Origin of the sequence: Sphingobacterium pedocola (genome assembly GCF_015209965.1) — a bacterium.
In the GTDB taxonomy this organism is placed as follows: Bacteria; Bacteroidota; Bacteroidia; order Sphingobacteriales; family Sphingobacteriaceae; genus Sphingobacterium; species Sphingobacterium pedocola.
Genome location: NZ_MU158689.1, coordinates 1261897 through 1281615, shown reverse-complemented (window position 1 = coordinate 1281615; position 19719 = coordinate 1261897). Strand labels below are relative to the sequence as shown.

At 42.0% G+C, this 19719-nt stretch carries 15 protein-coding genes; all 15 read left to right on the top strand.

The annotated features are described in order from the left end of the window. Positions 1-39: 39 nt before the first annotated feature. The 15 genes from C4F40_RS05430 (at position 40) to C4F40_RS05360 (ending at position 19645) form a co-directional block, all read left to right on the top strand. Entirely contained in the window at positions 40-1452 is a 1413-nt protein-coding gene (locus tag C4F40_RS05430) for a fasciclin domain-containing protein (protein WP_231389927.1), read from the top strand. 18 nt (positions 1453-1470) lie between these two features. Beyond that, the gene (locus C4F40_RS05425; RefSeq protein WP_196938337.1) at positions 1471-4233 is read left to right on the top strand and encodes a SusC/RagA family TonB-linked outer membrane protein; all 2763 of its coding nucleotides are present in this window, start codon (positions 1471-1473) and stop codon (positions 4231-4233) included. A gap of 25 nt (positions 4234-4258) precedes the next feature. Beyond that, a complete protein-coding gene (locus C4F40_RS05420) occupies positions 4259-5776 on the top strand; it encodes a RagB/SusD family nutrient uptake outer membrane protein (RefSeq protein WP_196938336.1) in 1518 nt (505 codons plus the stop codon). A 38-nt stretch (positions 5777-5814) separates the two neighbouring features. Then, complete coding sequence (locus C4F40_RS05415) at positions 5815-7716, top strand: sialidase family protein (RefSeq protein WP_196938335.1); 1902 nt, start codon at positions 5815-5817, stop codon at positions 7714-7716. 11 nt (positions 7717-7727) lie between these two features. Further along, a complete protein-coding gene (locus tag C4F40_RS05410) occupies positions 7728-8999 on the top strand; it encodes a sialidase family protein (protein WP_196938334.1) in 1272 nt (423 codons plus the stop codon). Further along, entirely contained in the window at positions 8996-9883 is an 888-nt protein-coding gene (locus tag C4F40_RS05405) for an ROK family protein (RefSeq protein ID WP_196938333.1), read from the top strand. The genes C4F40_RS05410 and C4F40_RS05405 overlap by 4 nt, the downstream gene beginning before the upstream one ends. A gap of 84 nt (positions 9884-9967) precedes the next feature. Further along, complete coding sequence (locus C4F40_RS05400) at positions 9968-10666, top strand: FadR/GntR family transcriptional regulator (protein ID WP_196938332.1); 699 nt, start codon at positions 9968-9970, stop codon at positions 10664-10666. Positions 10667-10806: 140 nt separating this feature from the next. Further along, on the top strand, positions 10807-12444 hold the full coding sequence (locus C4F40_RS05395; protein ID WP_196938331.1) for a sialidase family protein: 1638 nt from the start codon (positions 10807-10809) through the stop codon (positions 12442-12444). Between the two features lie 18 nt (positions 12445-12462). Next, the gene (locus C4F40_RS05390; protein ID WP_196938330.1) at positions 12463-13374 is read left to right on the top strand and encodes a dihydrodipicolinate synthase family protein; all 912 of its coding nucleotides are present in this window, start codon (positions 12463-12465) and stop codon (positions 13372-13374) included. A gap of 10 nt (positions 13375-13384) precedes the next feature. Beyond that, positions 13385-14467, top strand: coding sequence for a galactose oxidase (locus tag C4F40_RS05385; RefSeq protein ID WP_196938329.1), 1083 nt, complete (start codon positions 13385-13387; stop codon positions 14465-14467). Between the two features lie 5 nt (positions 14468-14472). Beyond that, positions 14473-15711: an MFS transporter gene (locus C4F40_RS05380; RefSeq protein WP_196938328.1), complete on the top strand. Its 1239-nt coding sequence runs from the start codon at positions 14473-14475 to the stop codon at positions 15709-15711. Between the two features lie 12 nt (positions 15712-15723). Continuing rightward, the gene (locus C4F40_RS05375) at positions 15724-17130 is read left to right on the top strand and encodes a sialate O-acetylesterase (RefSeq protein ID WP_231389926.1); all 1407 of its coding nucleotides are present in this window, start codon (positions 15724-15726) and stop codon (positions 17128-17130) included. A 497-nt stretch (positions 17131-17627) separates the two neighbouring features. Next, on the top strand, positions 17628-18470 hold the full coding sequence (locus tag C4F40_RS05370; RefSeq protein WP_196938327.1) for an ABC transporter ATP-binding protein: 843 nt from the start codon (positions 17628-17630) through the stop codon (positions 18468-18470). Next, a complete protein-coding gene (locus C4F40_RS05365; protein ID WP_196938326.1) occupies positions 18463-19266 on the top strand; it encodes a hypothetical protein in 804 nt (267 codons plus the stop codon). The genes C4F40_RS05370 and C4F40_RS05365 overlap by 8 nt, the downstream gene beginning before the upstream one ends. A gap of 1 nt (position 19267) precedes the next feature. Next, complete coding sequence (locus C4F40_RS05360; protein ID WP_196938325.1) at positions 19268-19645, top strand: GntR family transcriptional regulator; 378 nt, start codon at positions 19268-19270, stop codon at positions 19643-19645. The last annotated feature ends 74 nt before the right edge of the window (positions 19646-19719 follow it).

The following is a 19719-nucleotide window of genomic DNA, read 5'->3' as shown; positions in this document are numbered from 1 at the left end:
GATATGATTAAGTATAACAAACTTTGTTTTTTGGTCTTTATGTCAACATGCATACTTTTCTTCGTATTTGCATGCAAAGAGCAATTTTCGGATGCGCGATACGATTCTACCGATGAGATTCAGGTTATGGATTATCTGGAGAGTAGGGAAGATCTAAGCACTTTTAAAGAGCTGACCAAGTATGTAGGACAGTACAACCTGCTAAAGACGGCTGGAACCTATACGGTGTTCGCGCCAAACAACGGGGCTTTCGATAGGCTGTTCGAAACATTAGCTGTAGATGGAAAGCCCGTTAAAAAAATAAGTGATGCACCAGTGGAATATTGGCTGCGGTTTTTCAGATACCATCTGCTGGATAAGAAGATTAATACGAATGTTTTCATTCATGGTCCATTGCCGTCGCCCACCGCATTTAATGGAAAGTATCTGGTGGCCGATATCAGTGCTTCTTATGAGGCCATCCGGCTGAATAATGCGGCGACTATTGTGGAAAGTAATATTAACTTCAATAATGGATACGTAAATGTAATCAATGCCGTGTTGCTACCGCCCACGACTTCTGTATATGACATGTTGGTAGAAACAGGCAAGTATAATACCATGTTGTCGATTTTTGAGGAAACGGAACTGATCGATTACCTTAAGGATAGTATCGTGACGGTACTGATCGAAAGTGATGAAGCCTTGCTCAAGAGCGATTTCGATAAAGAGAATATAGATGACTTAAAAGACTGGGCGTCGTACCATATTATTCCTGATTCGGGATACTATCTCAACCTCTTGACCGCGCAACGTTTCTATCCGCTCTATGAGAAAGAAGCCCTCTCGTTTGCGGTAGATAACTATGGACAATATCGTGTTAACTCAAAATTTAACTTCAACCAATCGCCAGATTATGGTATAGATAAAGTGGCCAGTAATGGTGTTTTTCATACCTTGGATACCCTGCTGGAAATTACCGCTGCGGTGCCTTCACGTATACGGCTCAACCTGTACCCTCCGGGAAGCAGTTACGGCGCTCAAAACGTATTTACAAATGCTCCGGCAGCGATAAGATTGAATAATGGTACCCAAAGTTACCATCAGGACAAGAAGCTAATGATTGTACAGTTTGATGCCAAACAGGCCGGTGACTACTTTTGGATGACAGTACCAGATGTGCCGGCGGGGAAATATAGAATACGACTGACCCAGCGATTAAATGCCAACCGCGGTAAGTTTATGACGATTTATAACGATCAGATTGTTGACGACTTTATTGATTTTTCCAAAAAAGATGGTGATTTTGAAGAGTACAATTACTTCGCTTACAATAATTGTGGCGATATAGAAGTAGCGGAGCGATCGGATGTCAAAATTAACTTTGTATTCTTGGATTTCGGATCCAATAGATCGCCTAGCTACTGTTGTGATCTGCTATTAGATATCCTTGAACTAGTACCTATTAATTAAAAGTTTGACTGCTTATCCATGAATAAGACTATATATATATTATCATCATTTTTCGCAGGATTGTTGATTACTGACCCGTTGTTTGCGCAACAAAGTGATGCGCCATCGTCGCTCCAGGACAGCATAAATCTAGTAGATCTCAATCCTTCTTCAATTTCTGTTACGGGAAAATTGTATGCTTTGCCTAAGGTATCCGTAATGGAAAGCGGAAATGTGGGAGCAAGTTCCGTCTTGATGCTTAGAGGTGTAAACAGTATTAACCTGTCAACGAGTCCGCTCGTGTATGTGGATGGTATTCCATTGCGCTACACGGCTTCAAGACCAACCTTCCTATCGACATATGAACCAGATAGACTCGGTTTCCTAAACCCTTACGATGTGACGGATATCAGCGTTAATGCTTCGGGACTGTTGATCCCAAAAGTAGGCGGACGCGGTGCAAACGGCGTATTGGACATCAAGACCGAAAGAGGTGAATTCGGTGGTACCAAGGTTGATTTTAGTGCAAATTATGGGTTGAACAACGTTGATTATAATGTACCTCGTTTTGATGCACAAAGTATGAAATCCTATCTTTGGGCGCGTTTTTCTGAAGAGGGTATGCCTGCGCAACAGCTTGATCAACATCCTATCTTTTCGGCTACAGACCCGGTTTATAACAACAACACCGATTGGTTGGATCTGATCCGGCAACGAGGTGTTTTTCAGGATTATCACCTCAAGCTGAAGGGGGGTGATGGAGATGCCAACTATATGTTTGCTGTGGGATATACCAACAAGGATGGTACCGTTAAAAATACGGACTTTGAACGGATCGGAATCCGCTTTAATCTGGACTATAACCTGTCCCCCTCGATCAAGATATTTAATAACCTTTCTTATACCAATACGAGCGGTCACTATAAAGATTTTGGTAGTGATTACGCAGTTCATCCGCTATATGTGGCGAGTGCTAAATCACCGTTTATGGCGACGCATTTCATCAATCCGAACGGGGAACAAAGCCGGATAATGGCCGGTGTGGATACCTTGGGTTTCAGTAATCCACTTGCGCTTGTCAATAATTTGGAAAATAAAAACCAGTTCAATAGAATAGATGGCGTGATGGGAGTAAACTGGGCTTTGGCAGAAAGTTGGAGCTTGTCTTCCGATTTGTCGGTATCGTATTTCAACTTATCTGAGAAGCAATACAGACCCGCGTTGGGTATTGTTAACGATCTATACCGTATCCGGCAAAATTCGCAACGGAGCTCTAGCGAGTTTTACCTGAATTGGAACGGAAGGCTTGCTAAAAGTGGAAAAATAAGTGAGTCGACAAACTATGAAGGAGCGCTGCAGGCCTCGGTCGAAACATATGAAGAGAAGGCTATTTACGGTCGTAAGATCAATGCCGGTACGGATGATTTTGAGACACTGGAACAAGGGATTGTAGACAGCGCATCGAATACGGAGTTTAGGTCAAATTTAATGACGCTGATGGCGCAGGGAGCTATCACCTGGAATGATAGGGTAGATATAGACGGCTTTATAAATGTACAGGGGTCTTCTAACTTCGGCTCCAATGCGCGCTGGAATCTTTATCCAGGTGCAAGGGCTACTGTATATGTATGGGGAGAGAAGCCACAAAATATACTGAACCTGCTACTGGGCTATGACCGCACCGGTAATCATGAAGTGCGGGGATTCTACCATTATAACCAATACTACCCGGTCAATTATTTTGGATTTGGAGCAGTATATCTTGGTAATGTCGCCAACCCAGATTTGCGGCCCGAGATTACAGATACCTATGAGATAAAAGCTACTGCCCGCCCATTTGGTAACCGTCTGCAGTTCAATCTTGGTTATTATTATAAACGTACACATGATTTGATTACCCATAAAGCGGTGGTCAAGGAACTGGGGATCGATGGTTTATTCGAAAATGCCGGTACGGTGGAGAATAAAGGATTGGAACTGGGGCTATCTGCGCAATTGATATCCTCGAAAGATTTTAACTGGAATATGTCGGCCTCGGTCTCTACGTTGAAGAATAAAGTACTTTCCCTACCGAACGGCGATGTCGAGCAATCCATAGGGATGCAAACGGGTATTGCCAAGGAGGGATATGCACTGGGTTCCTTTTACGGCTATAAAGTACTGGGTGTATTCCAAAGTGAGGCGGATGTAAATCTCAATAAGTCGGATGGTACTCCTTATCGCGCTGGTGACTATCAAATCGAGGACCTGAATGGGGATGGTCGGATCAGTACTTTGGATAGACAGGTGCTGGGCGCTCCATTACCGGAGTTCTTTGGCCATGTGTCTACTAATTTTTCGTATAAAAAATGGGGATTGATAGCGTTGATAAACTTTTCGCAAGGTGCAGATATTTACAATAGTTTTAAACAGCAAATGCACCTGATGAGAGATTACGCGAATCAAGATCCGGCTGTATTAACGCGTTGGGCATCTGAAAGTGAGCCTGGATCTGGGCTGAGCCGCGCAGCTACTAATGATCCTTCGGGAAATGGGGTAGCATCATCTCTTTGGGTCGAAGATGGAAGCTATGTGAAGTTGAAAAACCTGACCTTGCATTACGAAATTACGTCGGGAAAATCACAGCATTTTTTCAAGCGGATACGGATATACTTCAGTGCCGATAATTTATTTACATGGACGAATTATACCGGCTTTGATCCTGAAGTGAATAGTCTGAACAGTCCGATGTTAAGGAATATTGATTTTGGAGCGCCTCCTTTAGGAAAGACATATAAATTGGGTTTCAGAGCATCTTTCTAGCCGTTGATCTAAATATAATTATAACATGAAAAAGAAACTTTTATCATCACATATTCTGGTTTGTCTTTTAGGATCGAGTGTCTTAAGTTCCTGTTCTGGTTTTTTTGAAGTGGAACCGTACAACGCTGTAGTCGAGGACGATTTTTATAAAACGCAACAAGATCTCAACGCCGCTGCATTGGGGATGTATGAGCCCCTGAGCAAGGATGTACACAAATTTTTATTATGGGGCGACGCTCGGGCCGATATGGTGACCACGGGGCAGGCTGAGCCTACGCCTTATATCAATGAATTCGTGATCAATAACGTAAGTGCGCAAAATCCGTATGCCGATTATGCCAATATTTATGCGACGATCGCGCGGTGTAACAGGCAGATGGAGCGCGTTTTTGACGTTACAAAGCAGGATGACAAACTGCTCCCTAAAAGTGTTAATGCGTATTATGCAGAGGCGTTGTTACTTCGCGCGATTTGTTATTACACGTTGCTGCGGACGTTTGATACTTTTCCCATCATCCGATCCGATTATGCCGAAGACATCTCTTATGTCGACGAACAGGGAAATACCGTAAATCGTAAAACGTCAGAACTTACGGTCAATGAGCTAAAGGGCTTACTGCAGTTTCCGGAGGATAAACAGGAGGTATGGCAGATGGTTTACAACGACGTGCTTTCTGTATTGGGTATGTTGCCGTTAAATTTTCAATGGAATAATTTCAGCTTACCTGCAGAGGAACGTTATGGTCGTCTGTCGCAACCAACTGCGGCGACCTTTGCTGCTGAAGTGGCAATCTGGCTGGGTGAGTTTCAAACAGCATCTGCCTTTTGCAATTCGCCAATTATTAACAACCAGCATTCTCTTGGAACAGCTGGTGCATGGCCTAACCAGTTTACCGGTAGCTATGCGGCCCAACACAGTATGTTCCTGCTTGGATACCGGTTCGACAATAGCTTCGAAACAAATAGGCTACAGGAATTCACTTCAAACGTTGCAACAGACGGTGGAAAGTATTATCTAAAGCCGGCTTCCCATGTGATCAATACGCTATTTTCCTATGAAAATACAGATATCCGGACAACCTTCAGTTTTAAAGTTTTTGGACAGGATACCGTCATATGGAAATATATTGGACTTGACAACGTGTGGTCTATGAGACCGGCACACAAAAGTACCGCAAGCTGGCAAATCTATAGGTCGGCGGATGCCTGGCTCCTGAAAGCCTTAGCCGACTTACATCTCAATGACTATGCTTCGGCCTTTAATTTTATTAACATGGTAAGGGAGGCAAGAGGGCTGATTAAATACCTGCCCGAAGAGATTAACTACACGGACAGAGAGGTGATGCTTGATGTTATCTTCACCGAACGGGCACGGGAGTTTGCGTTTGAAGGTAAGAGATGGTATGATTTGATGCTTTGGTCTAAGTTGACAGGGCGCAATATCCTGGCAGAAAAGGTTTCTTCCAAATATAGCGGACAGGTAAAAAATGAAGTATATCAAAAATTATTGGAGGAGCAAAGCTGGTATTTGCCGGTTCAATAGGGTTAAATAAATAGAAAGCTAACGTAAGTGTATAAAATATGAAACGTATTTCACGTAGTTTATGGTTGTGGTCCTTTTGCCTCTTATTGGCAAGTTCCTGTTATAAAGAACAGCATTGGGAGTTTCCTGGACCATTTGAAGAAGATATCGCCATACCGGATACGCTTCCTTTTCCATTTGATGAAAATAAGGAAGCCGGAATGTGGTTGATGAAAGCGGGCGAACCTTTTCACGATCGTATCCTGTTTAAAGGATTCACCGATTATTATGTAGGTGGGGATACCATTTCATGGATTAAAGAAAGCACCGGAATGCGCCTGATCCAACATCGGAACCCGTACCCTATAACAACTTCTGACCATGTGGGAGGAAGAGAAAATAGCTATAGAAACAATTGGGTGGTTTCTAAATACTTCGTGCCAGTAGGTAAAGGCAAGAGCTTTTACATGTATTTCAAAGCGACTATTGGTACCTTCAACGGTACAGCTGCGGGTATTGTACTGGGAACCAGCTGGGAAAATGGCCGGGAATTTATTTTTGGATTCGACGGCTTTAACGCCATAGCTCCGCAATTTTTCTTAGATCTTTACGAAAGAACTTTTAGTGTAAACCCTGCTGCGGGTTGGCCTACTGTAAATGAGGTGATCACACCTGGTGTTCCGGCTGAGTTTGAAACGGTGATCGTAGATAATTTGTTTTATATAAAGGTGAACGGTGTGCTATGCTTTAAAATGCAACTTCCCGAGCAAGAACTATTCTATTATACACCAAGCATAAGACCGTGGCGGAATTTTATGACGGTTCATGATTTCTATATCGAAGCGCCTGATTCACATACGGTTGACTATGCATATTATCATAAAGAGTTTGGTTATAATTTTATTCAGAGACCTGCATTGACAACGACGGAAAATGGAGATGTGCTACTCTTTGCGGAAGGAAGGGGCGCTTATGCGGATGGATATGAACGTGTAGGCCAGCATACCAAGGCAATCGGTAATACCGATATTATCCTGCGTAGATCCACTGATGGAGGTGGTTCCTGGGAGGAAAATATCCTTGTAGTAGCAGGAGAGGGTTCTGCTGATACTTACGCAAACCCACAGGTAATCTGTGCAAATAACGGTAATCTGGTATTGCATTACAGTAAAATAGGTTATACGAGAACAGGAAATTCCTTTGGCATTGCACCGGGGCTGCAGCAGATTTACCAGCGTATATCTACAGACGGCGGACGCAGCTGGTCCGGTGAGACGGATATCACCGATCAATTGCGGAGTACTGTCGTCGATGTGCAGCATTCTTCTGGGCATGGTATTGCATTGCGGCACAGCACGTATCTAAATAGACTGGTAATGCCGCTGAATATTGGTACCAACCAAGTACAGGTGGCGTATTCGGACGATATGGGACACACATGGGCCATATCTGCGGTGTTAACGGGTACAAATAACCTGCGAAATGGTTCTATTGTCGAGTTGAACGATGGAAGACTGATGATGTTATTGTCACATAACAATGTGACACCGAGAAATAAAATGGTGAGTTACAGTAATGATGGTGGTGCAACATGGAGTGGAACTGCATCGTTTGCGAATGGAATAACTACGGGTGACTTCGGTCATATTTATCCGAGCGTGGTGGTAAATAACGCGCAAACGAACGAATTGTTCTATGTTTCTGCATTAAATAGGGGCACAGATCCGAGATCGTATAATATGAGTCCGGTTTACGCGAATTCTCCGACACTTTTTTCGAGCAGCAACGCAGGACAGAACTTTTCGAGCTTGGGCCCGCTGTATAATAAGCAAACATATAATACCTATGTGGTACCGGTCGGCCATATGGATGCCGTAGTACTGCCATCAGGACAGACACTGATTGCCACAGAAGGAGGTGTAAGTACACCATTTGAGGGTATTGTAATCTATAGAAAGTAAGATAAGAAATTATGGGAAACAAACAACATCATTTAAAGATAAGAGTACCTTTGATAATAAGTTTAATCGCTGTAGCGATGCTTTCCTGTGCGGACAAAGATACCGGCATGGCAGGTTCAGCTGATTTTAATAAGCCTATTTATGATCCGGATGAGGATGGGAACAACAGTATAATCAAGGAAACGGTGCGCGTGTTTGAACAAGCAACAGAGGGATACCATTCATATCGTATTCCTAGCCTTGCCACGGCTCCGAATGGCGATCTGATCGCATTTGCCGAAGCGCGGAAACTGACCAGTCTGGATTATGGTGATATTGATATTGTGGCAAAAATATCTTCCGACAGAGGAAGGACCTGGAGCGCATTGAAAACCGTCGTAGGCGAAGGGGAAGGTACATGGGGTAATCCTACCGTTGTGACAGACGTTAAAACCAACAGAGTATGGCTATTCATGTCCTGGAATTCGGATTCGCACAGTCAGCATGGCGGCAACTTCGATGGTAAAGCTTATCCTGCTGTCTCGCAGTGGGGAGACCGCAAAGTATATACGATCTACAGTGACGACAATGGGCTAAGTTGGTCATCACCAGTCGACCGGACAGCACAATTAGTTCCGTTGGATTTTATATGGGACGCCGTGGGGCCGGGTAGTGGTATTCAGATTGAACGGGGACCAAATGAAGGCCGATTGATCGTACCAGCCGGGGAACGGAATATCTATAGCGATGACAACGGACAGACATGGAAATTTCAGCGTATCCCTAAAAATACATTTGAGGGATCTATCGTGGAGCTTAGCAGCGGTCTGCTACTGCGAAACGATCGTGCGGTAGCAGGCTCCTGGAACAGAGGTAAATACAGGTATACCTCTAAAGGATCCATCGAAGGAGGATTTTCAGCTTTTAGCGCGGATGTAAACCTTATTGATCCACGATCGCAGGCTTCTATTCTCCGGGTATCTTTTCAACCTAATCTTGTTGCTTTTATAAACGCGGCGAACAATGCGGGAGATACCATGCCTTACCGTTGCAATATGACCCTTCGCCTAAGTGCGGATGATGGTAAGACGTGGTTCGCGTCGAAACAGTTAGATTATACAGGAATTCCGCAGGATGAACTGTGTTCACTCGGATATGGAGGATATACGAGTATGGCCAAAATTAATGAAGAAGAAATAGGATTGCTTGTAGAGCAAGTGATTGATCCCACAGCAGGAGCGGCAATAAATCGAAAACATTCTATCGATTTCCATCACATAAATTTAAATTGGATTAAAAAATGATTACGAACAAAAATGAATGTATCCTATGTGTAGAAATAGGAGGTAGCCACATTCTTTCCGGTATATATGATCCTTCTGAGAACAACTCATTTGTCGGGTTATGTCGACGCCCGGTAAAAAGTTTGGGAAAGAAAGACGAAATATTGGATGCATGGTTTTCATGCATCGACGACACTTTACGGAACGTAAATGTAATACCTACAGGCGTACATATTGGAATGCCGGGGCCATTTGATTACGAAAATGGGGTGTCCTATATAAAGAATCTGGGCAAATATGATGATTTATATGGCGTAAATATTAAAGAATTGATCGCAACACGATACCTGCTGCCTCAGGAAGTTATTCTTTTTGAAAATGATGCTACTTGTTTTCTGATTGGACAGATCGAACTTATCGACGGTTTAAAACAAAACAAGGTTGTGGGTCTGACATTGGGTACAGGCCTAGGCTCTTGTCTTTATGAAGATGGAAAATGCACCGATTTAGATCTGGGCAAAGAACCGTTTATGGATGGGATAACAGAGGATTACCTCTCTACACGTGGCTTTATGCGGTTGTATAAATTATTAGGCGGAGAGAGGGTAAGTACAGTGAAGGAAGTGATGGAAGACCAACAGCATTGTCGATACGCTCGCGAGGTCGTAGCGAAGTTTGGAAAATACCTAGGTGATTTTATAAGTCATTACTATCCACTTTATCAGATGAGAGGCTTGATAATAGGAGGAGGAATAGCGAATGGATCGGCAGCATTTTTGGATGTAACCAAACGGCAATTGCAAAAAAACAACATCGATATACCTATTTTTTTGGCGGCCGAAGGCGATGAAGCTACCTTGCTTGGTGTAATGATTGCGATGAAAGAACAGGAGTTTGCTAAATAGTTAGGCTTAATAATTTATTAACATCCATAGTTTAACTAAAAATTTTATGTTAATTTGTAGAACATAACTTGAATTTGTTTGTATATGTCGACAACTAAATTGAATAAAGACCTAGCGCCTATTTCCGTCAATACCAGAGCAGATATGGTAGAGATAAGGCTTCGAGAATATCTTAATAAAAAGGAACTGAAAACAGGTGATGTGTTACCTACCGAAATGGAACTCTCCGAAGCGCTTGGCGTAAGTAGAAATGTATTGCGTGAAGCATTGAGTAGACTTCGTATGCTAGGTTTGGTGGAATCCAAAAAGAAAAGAGGCATGGTGTTGACGAATCCGGATATACTGGGTAGTTTTGAACGGGTGTTGATTCCACAACGAATGGATAACGATACCTTGAAAAATCTTTTTGAACTTCGGTTGGTATTGGAGCTGGGACTAGCAGACTTACTTTTTGTTAGAAAGACTGCAAAGGACATTAAGGATCTGGAAGCAATTGTGAAGAATAACAAGCCTGAGGACGACGATATCTTTCGGGTGAGCCGTGAAATCGCGTTTCACGGAAAGCTGTATGAAATCACTGGAAATGATACCTTGAAAAGATTTCAAATTATGCTTCTACCTGTATTTGATTATGTAGTAAAGAATGAGAATAGGAGTGTGAAATCTAATATAACGCATACAGACTTGGTACGTATTTTAAAAGAAGGTACAAAAGAGGAATTCGTGGTGGGAATGAGGGAGCACCTCAGACCTCACTTTGAATTACTTAAAAATTTAAGATAAAAATATAATATTCTTAGGAATATTATATTTTTTTACTATTTTTATATGTAGTACATAAGTACTAATAGATTTTAAATGAGAAACCTTAATTATATTTTTTATAACTACAAGAGGCGCCAAGTGCGTCAAATAAAAGGATTATGAGAGAGCTAAGAATACTATTTATTTTTATCTGCTGCTTGGGGGGATCAACTGCTGAAGCACAAATTGATGTAACGACAAAAGAATATCATCTACCGGTACTCGCCGATCAGGAAATCAATGCGGTTAAAAGATTCCAAATCGAAAGTAAGACATCTTCAGCATTATCAAAAGGTGAACTTGTTCTGGAATTGGATAAGCGGGCACACGAAGTTATCGAGGAGATAAACCTGTGGTATATATCGGGCGATTCCGCATTAATGAAACAGAATAATATATCGAAATATACAGCTGTAAAAAAAATAAAGGCTCAGTTAGGTAAGAATAAGATTTCCTTTCAAACTAAACTGGAAAAGGGTTCAAATTTTTTGTGGCTGAGTATCAAGGTAAGACCTATTAAAGATATCGAAATTCCGTTTGCTATCGGGTATGATAAGTTTGAAATAGCGAAGCAAAAGATTAAGAATAACAGCAAGGGGGAGTCACTGCACCGCTTGGGGATAGCGGTAAGAAGACACAAGCAGGAAGATGTACATACAAGCCGCATCCCTGGAATTATTACCGCGAAGGATGGCTCCTTGATTTCTGTCTATGATGCACGTTACGAATCAGGTAGGGATTTACAAGGTCACATGGATATCGGTGTTTCGAGAAGTGTAGACCGGGGGAACACCTGGTTACCTATAGAAGTCGCGATTGATATGGGAGAGTATGGTGGATTGGCACAGAAGTTCAACGGCGTCTCTGACCCCAATATTCTGTTGGATGAAAAGAATGGCGATATTTATGTGGCAGGGCTGTGGATGCACGGCGTGATTGATGAAACGGGAACGTGGTACCCTGGTACTAAGGATGGAAAGGAAATCTGGAATCACCAATGGAAGACCCGGGGATCACAGCCAGGCTTTGATATACAACAAACTTCACAATTCCTAATGGTAAAAAGTCAAGATAACGGCAAGAGCTGGTCGAAACCTGTTAATCTGACAACGATGTGTAAAAAGGAGGAATGGTGGTTATGGGCGCCTGCTCCAGGTAGTGGTTTTACGATGAAGGATAGTACCTTAATAATGCCTACGCAAGGAAGGGATAAGACTGGAAGGGCTTTTTCTAATATTACCTATAGCAAAGATCACGGTAAGACCTGGACAACGTCTAATCCGGCACTGCCTCGCTCCACAACCGAATGTATGGCGGTTGAATTAGAAGACGGACGCATTATGCTAAATATGCGCTCAAATCTCAATGCGAGCAACAAAGGACCGGATAATGGGCGTGCCATTGCGACGACAGTGGACATGGGCCAAACATGGGTTGAGCACCCCACCTCGCATAACGCCCTAATCGAGCCCACATGCATGGCAAGTATTTACAAACATAATTATACCGAGAATGGGACGCCTAGATCGATAATTATATTTTGCAACCCTGATTCTAAATACAATCGGGTTAATATTACGCTAAAAGTAAGCGCGGACAACGCCGAAACATGGGAAAGAAAAGTACTGCTCGACGAAGGAAAAGGCAGAGGATATTCTTGTATTACCTCCGTGGATGAACACACGATTGGTGTTCTATATGAAAGCAGTCAAGCCGACTTGGTATTTCAACGTATCGCATTAAAAGATTTGTTATAAAATTATTAAAACATAAAAATGAATAAAGTTAAGGGTTTAATTGCAGCGACTTTTGCCGCTTATAAAAAGGATGGAAGCATTGATCTGGATGCTATTCCTTCGTACGTGGAATACCTGATTGAACAGAATGTTAGTGGTGTGTTTGTCTGTGGGACGAACGGTGAAGGGCCAAACTTAACTGTAGAAGAACGCATGGCAATTACTGAGAAATATATTGCCAGCGTGGCAGGTAGACTGCTGGTTTTTGTGCATGTAGGACATAGTTCTATCATAGAAGCGCAACGTTTGGCTGCACACGCACAGGAGCAGGGGGCAGATTACATATCATCTGTTTCGGCTTTTTATTTCAAACCTACTTCGGTAAATAATCTGGTTGATTGTATGGCACAAATTGCAGCCGCAGCACCCAAACTGCCTTTTTTCTATTACCACATTCCTGCTTTGACGGGTATACAGATTGATATGATTCAGTTTTTGCAATTGGCAGAACAGAAAATACCAAATTTGGCAGGTATCAAGTATACAGCAGCAACGATTCACGAATACCAAGCTTGTCTACATTATAAAGGAGGTAAATTTGATATTTTATTTGGGTATGACGAGCTTCTCCTGCCAGCTTTAGCGGTCGGAGCGAAGGGTGCTATTGGCAGTACATATAATTACGGGGCTAAGTTATATGCTAAAGTGATGGATTATTTTAGTGAAGGCAAATTGGAGGAGGCAGAAAAACTGCATTTTCAAGCCGTAAAAATGATCCAGTTACTGGTAAAGTATGGTCCGATCCCTACACAGCGTGCAATTATGAAAAAGGTGGGATTGAACTTAGGTATCTCAAGACTCCCGTTGGTAGCACTCAATGGGGAACAGGAACAGAATCTGTACCTAGATCTATCTGATTCTGACTTTCTTTCCCTCGTAGCATCTTGTTAATAAACGGATAATGAACATTCACCAATTTACCTTTATACTATTTATGCTAAGTACAACTCTTTTACCTGCTCAGACAACAGATGTAAACTTTAAATGGAAAACGCTACCTTCAATTCCAGATAACATGGGGTTTGCAGGAGCATATGTTGCGACAACCGATGATTTTTTACTGGTCATGGGTGGCGCTAATTTCCCGGACGGCATAGCACCCTGGGACGGCGGTAAAAAAGTTTGGACAAACAAGATATTTGCACTCAAGGATAAACAAGGACACTGGGCGTCTCTTGGACACCTACCTATTCCAATGGGGTATGGGGCAGTAACCTCCTTTGAAAACAGTGTCTATATTGCTGGTGGCAGTAATCAGAAAGGCCACCTTTCTGCCGTGTATAAATTGACCTGGAAAAATAGCGAGTGGTGCGTCGAAAATTTGGCGAGCTTGCCTTTTCAATTAGCAAATTGTTCGAGCGTAAGGATTGATAACTTCTGGTACGTAGTCGGCGGAATTAAGTCGCCAGATTCATCGACAGCTGAATCCTTATGTTGGCGTATGGATCTAACGGAACTAGCTAAGGGATGGGAGGTTTGCCCACCTATTCCAGGTGAAGGCCGTATGCTATCCGTAGTTGCTAATAAAGGCGGAAGCTTAGTAGTCCTATCTGGTGTAAGCCTGACAGATGGTAAAAGAAGCTATCTGCAGGATGCCTATGTGCTCGAAGATAACACACGATGGTCGAGAATTGCGGACCTACCCGAATCGGTAGCTGCCGCTCCAAGTCCAGCGTGGTTTGATCATCAATCCAGCAGTCTTTTTGTTTTCGGAGGTGATAATGGATCTTTGGCCAACCAAGACTTAAAGCATGATCATCCTGGATTTTCTAATCGTATAGTGGCTTATAATTTTGCTACTGGACTGTGGAATTATAAACCCGATAAAATCGATACCTCAGGAAAGCCACAGACCGGAAAAACCTGGGTTCCAGTTACAACGGGTGCAACATACTGGGCGGGTGGAATTGTTTTACCGTCTGGAGAGATAAGACCCGGAATCCGTACTCCTCAGGTGATATGGGGCGTTATAAAGCAAGACTAAATCTTATGAACACGAAAACTAAAGGTTATGCATGGTTACTCGTCGCATTATTGTGGGTAGTCGCTTTCTTAAATTATTTCGACAGAATACTAATTACGTCGATGCGCGATCCCATTGTAGCAGATTTTGATCTCACAGATGCGCAATTTGGTCTATTGACGTCGGTCTTTTTATGGTCTTATGGTTTTGTAAGTCCTTTTGGAGGCTTTTTGGCGGATAAATATTCACGAAAAAAAGTAATTGTTTTATCTGTAGCCATTTGGTCTCTGGTTACCTTGTGGACTGGTTACGCGTCGTCATTTCCAGAAATGCTAGCCACCCGGCTGTTGATGGGGATAAGTGAAGCCTGCTATATACCCGCCGCGCTCGCCTTGATCACCGATTACCACACCGGTAAAACGCGGTCGTTGGCAACGGGCTTGCATATGTGTGGCCTGTATACGGGATTAGCACTTGGTGGTCTAGGGGGATTTATTGCGGAGTATTGGGGATGGCGATCTGGATTCCATGTTTTTGGCTTATTTGGGATAGCTTATTCTTTTGTACTGATCTATTTTTTAAAAGATGTAAAGAAAGAAGGGTTGGAGCCAGAAACAGCAGATTCGTTGCCTATAGCGCAAGTGCCTTCTACCTATTCGATTAAGGAAGTGCTCTCTTCTTTGTTTAGATTAACTTCTTTCTACATTATATTGTTTTACTTTTCGATTTTGGGTATGGCCAATTGGTTGGTTAATGGATGGTTGCCAACTTTTTTGAAAGATCAATTTAACTTGGATTTGGGGACTGCTGGTATTTCTGCTACGGGTTATATACAGATAGGCTCTTTTGTGGGTGTGATAGTAGGGGGTATTATTGCTGATCGCTGGGTACAAAAGAATCCGAAAGGCAGATTGAATGTAATGATTATCGGCTTCTGTATCGGAGCACCGTTTTTGTTCATCATGGCTTCTACAAACGTTTTTTTAATGGCGATCATAGCTATGGTCGTATTTGGATTGGCTAGAGGTTTCAATGATGCTAATCTGATGCCGATGCTTAGGCAGGTGGTTGATCAGAAGTACATTGCTACCGCCTATGGTTTCTTGAACTTCTTGAGTACCATTGTTGGGGGCTTGATGGTCTATATGGGAGGGGCGTTGAAAGATGCGAACGTAAATCTTTCCATTACCTATCAGATTATAGCTGTCGTATTATTGCTAGTATCTTTAACCTTGTCTCTTGTGAAAATTAAACAAAGGAGCTAAAAACTAAAAATTATGAAAAAATTCTCGCTTTTCATCCTATTTGCTATCCTATTGTCGGGAATCTCTAAGGCCCAACAGTTGCGTTTGCCGTCTTTTTTTTCGGATAATATGGTTTTGCAACGAAATACCGATGTGTATATCTGGGGGTGGGGAAGAGCAGGGCAGCAGGTGCATATTTTACCCTCTTGGACGACCGATACCGTTTCCTGTACAGTGTCTGGCGACGCAAGATGGAAAGCCAAAGTTAGTACACCCGATGGAGGCGGACCACACACCATCAAATTACAGTCTCACGATCAATATCTTGTATTGAATAATGTACTGGTCGGCGAGGTCTGGCTGTGCGCGGGACAATCTAATATGCAGTGGTCCGCACGCAATAACCTTAAGGAAATCAAGCAGATATTGCCGACAATCAATAATAAAAACATAAGATTTTTGCAGGTGAGTAACCTAGCTGCACAGGCCCCGCAGGATAATATTTTTGATCAATGGACGGAATGCAACCCGACGACAGCGGAAAGTTTTTCAGCCATAGGGTATTTCTTCGCGGAACGGTTACAGACCGAACTTGGCGTACCTATCGGTATTATAAACTCAAGTTGGGGCGGGACTTCTGCAGAGTTTTGGACACCTAAAGAAATGATAGACGAAGATCCTGAACTTATAAAAAATGCATTACTGCAAAAAAAGGCTCCTAGGAAACCTCATCAACCCGGCGTACTTTGGAACAGTATGGTGTATCCTTTGGTAAATTACGGGATCGCAGGGGTATTATGGTACCAGGGAGAAGATAATACCATATCTTACAGCGGATACGATAAGCTAATGCAGACAATGGTTTCTTCCTGGCGCAAGGCGTGGAATAGCGAATTCCCTTTTTATTTTGTACAGATAGCACCTTATACGTATAAATATGACGTTCCTAATGCAGCTCTTCTAAGAGAGCAACAAGCTAGAACTGCTTTGACATTGTCTCATACAGGAATGGTCGTTACAACTGATCTTGTCGACAATATCAAGGATATACATCCGCAAAAGAAAAAAGCTGTTGCAGATCGCTTGGCAGATCTCGCTTTGGTATATCCTTATGGAAAAGGAGCAGTCGATTTCCAGTCTCCTATTTTTAAAGGCTATCAAACCGAAAGCGATAAAATAAGAATATCCTTCCATCATTTGCAAGGTGATTTGGTCGTGAAAGGAAAGGAAATTATTGACCTGTTTATTGCAGGCGAAGACCAAATTTTTCACCCGGCAAGTTTTAAGCTGAAGGGTAACGAACTGTTGGTCTATTCAAAAGAGGTAAAGAAACCTGTAGCGGTGCGTTTTGGATTTACTAATACATCCACGCCAAATTTATTTACAGACACTGGCTTGCCGGTTGCGCCATTTCGGACAGATAATTGGCACGTATTCTAGAACTGCACGATAAAACATGTGTAGTGAGTATAATGCATTGGGATATAGAATAGGAAATCAACGACCACTACATCCTGATTCATACTGAAAGGGGGACGCTATTAACGATGAAAGTTGGAGATTTTCAAACAGCAGGTGGTAGAGAAAACCATATGCTAGAAACGGTAAGATTTACTAAGCTGCGCTAAAAAAGAAAATTAAAAAGCTCGCAGAAAAAGTACGTTATAGAAGTAAAAGAAACGATGTGCCAATTAGATAATAAGGATAAAAAGAAAGGTTTTCAAACGGGGAGAATGAAAACCTTTACTAACCAATTATAAACCTAAATTATGATGACACAAATATAGTGTTTTTTATACACTAAGAGAAATGTTTTTCCAAAATAGACATTTGAATGACACTCATGCCTTTTAGGTTCGCATAAATGTTTTTTATAAAAAATTTGGAAATTAAAAGAATAGCTGTAGTTTAGTGTATTATTTAAGTAGTACACTGATATGATAACTATTCAAAACCTACATTTCAATTATAATAAAGCGAGGCCTTTATTTGCAAACATGCATATGCAGCTCACTGCGGGGCATATTTATGGTTTACTTGGGAAAAACGGCGCAGGTAAATCCACCTTGTTGAAAAACATTGCGGGTTTGGTTTATCCGTCCGCCGGTTCATTGCAAGTACTCGGACATAATCCCACGAAGCGCGAACCCTCGCTTTTACAACAGATTAGTTTTATTCCTGAAGAATTTCACTTGCCGTCTGTTAAATCATCGACCTACGTGAAAGTCAATGCACCGTTCTATCCTAGTTTTGATCATGCTTACCTAAATCGGTTGCTTTCGGAGTTTGATATTCCTGTTCAGCAGAAGCTCTCGGAGATGAGCTATGGGCAAAAGAAGAAGTACATTATCGCCTTTGGGTTAGCAACTAACGCGAAATTAATCATCATGGATGAGCCAACAAACGGATTAGATATTCCGTCTAAAGCACAGTTTCGCAAAATTATGGCCTCAGCAATGACGGACGATCGTTGCATTATTATTTCTACCCATCAGGTACGTGATCTGGATAATCTAATCGATGCGGTTATTCTTTTAGACGAACAGAAAGTAGCATTGAGTGCTGCTATTGATGAGATTACAGCTGCATTTACATTTAAGAAGGTGAAGGAACTTGATAATACGGTGTTATATGCTGAAGAATCTTTAGGTGGTTATCAGGTCATTGCCGCTAATAACAAATTAGAGGACTCCAAACTGGATATGGAACTATTATTTAATGCCGTTTTAACACAGAAAAGCAACATAACTTCAATTTTAAATACAGCTCATCATGAATAATATCTTTGATTTCAAGCGGTTTTCTCTGTTGTTACGACGGCAATGGATTAGTTTCGGGAAAATTTATCTTATCTCGCTAGCCGTTGTAGTGGGTGTTGTCATCTCTTTTTACGGCTTTTACATAAGTGAGGAAATAAAAGAAGGAGGCCAGAACTGGCGAGATACACTTACTTTTAGACCCGTGCTTTTCGTCTGTGTAGGCTTGTTGTTTTTAACGATGATGTCAAGCAGTTATTTTTCGGATTTAGGACAAAAATCTAAGGCTATTATTGAACTGTTGATTCCCGCGTCTCGAATGGAAAAATACCTCTCCAGCATCGTTTATACTGTTGTGCTGACTATCGGTTCCTACATGTTGGTTTTTAGTCTGATCGATATGGCTTTCTTAGCCTATATCCGCAGCTTTGCAACGGCCACTACCTCATACGTAAACCCGGAAGGCACACCCGTTATGATCGATCATCTGGGATATTTTTTTAGTGGCCATTGGCCCAGACAGGCGTATTATATGTTATTCGTACCCTTCCTTCTAAACAGCGCTTTTCTATTGGGCTCGATTTATTTTCTGAACGCGCATTATATCAAAACAGCGATCAGCTTATTAGTCTATGTTGGATGCTGGATTGGGATAATGAGCTTAGCGATGCATCAAACGAGCAGAGAGACAATTTGGATAGGAGGGGGATTTTGGCGAGATGAAATAAATGTGTTAAAGTTTTTTTGTGCGGCGGGAGTATTATTGAGCATAGCTTTTTGGTTTTTAAGCTACCTACGCCTGAAAGAAAAGGAGGTTTAATATGGATTTTAACAATAACAAGGCGATCTATTTACAAATTGCAGAACACGTTTGTGAGCATATATTACTCGGTAGCTGGAAACCGGATGAAAAAATCCCCTCCGTTAGGGACTTGGCAGTCAGTGTAGAGGTAAACCCAAATACGGTAGCACGTACGTATGAACTATTACAACAGAAAGGCATTATCAACAACAAGAGAGGGGTCGGCTTTTTTCTGGATACAGATGCGGTAAGACAGGTATTAGCGTACCGAAAAACGATCTTCGTCGAGGAGGAATTACCACAGGTATTTAAGAATATATATTTATTAGATATCGGCATCAACGAAATAGTGGATCGGTATCAGACTTTTATTGAACGAAACTTCAAAAAAGATTAATGTTAAAAATAGGATACGCTTTCGATCGTATAGATCCCATTGAAGCAAAACAGTTATAGCAATAAAAAACAAAT